This is a genomic window from Mangrovicoccus sp. HB161399 (genome assembly GCF_013184745.1).
Taxonomy (GTDB): domain Bacteria; phylum Pseudomonadota; class Alphaproteobacteria; order Rhodobacterales; family Rhodobacteraceae; genus Mangrovicoccus.
The window spans coordinates 1-594 of the sequence record NZ_JAATVU010000306.1; the positions used below are offsets into that span (position 1 = coordinate 1).

Below are 594 nucleotides of genomic sequence, written 5' to 3' on the forward strand. Positions count from 1 at the left end.
CCGCCACTCGAGCATCGGATATCGCACGCCGGAGCAGGCAAGGATCGACATGGCCGCCAAGATGGCCGCATAGTGAATATCGGCCCAGTCCGGGATCCGGGGGCAAGCTCAAAGATCACGCGGCCTATATCCAGAGCTGGTTGAAGGTCTTGAGGAATGACAAGCGCGCGATCTTTGCCGCCGCCGCCCATGCCCAGCGTGCCGCCGATTTCCTGCACGGGCTTCAGCCGGTTATCGAAGACGACAAGGAGGTTGCCGCGTAAGCGGCAACACCCCTCTTCTTGAGGGAAAAATTTCGTCCGCCTCCGGCGGACGGACCTCCCTTCGGGATAGAACCCCCTCGTGCAGGGTTGTTGTCACCGTCCTTCGATCTGAAACTATGCAGCGAGGCGGGCGGGACAGGATGACGAGTGGCCTATTCACAGGAACGAAAGGCGGCGGTTCTCGCGAAGATGCTGCCGCCGAACAGCACCCCCTTGAACCGGCTGGCGGTTGAAGAGGGGATCTCGCGGGCAACGCTCGCCAAGTGGCGCGCGGAGGCGCGGGCGAAGGGCAAGCTGCTGCCCGAGGCTGACGCGCATGTCGAAGGCTGGA

The 594-nt window shown here is 63.1% G+C and carries 2 protein-coding genes; both read left to right on the top strand.

Annotated elements, in window-relative coordinates:
- Positions 1-263, top strand: a 263-nt coding sequence (locus tag HCC78_RS33045) for a zincin-like metallopeptidase domain-containing protein (protein ID WP_253949489.1), incomplete at its 5' end; no start/stop codon positions are given.
- A 147-nt stretch (positions 264-410) separates the two neighbouring features.
- Positions 411-594, top strand: a 184-nt coding sequence (locus HCC78_RS33050; RefSeq protein ID WP_371743772.1) for a transposase, incomplete at its 3' end; no start/stop codon positions are given.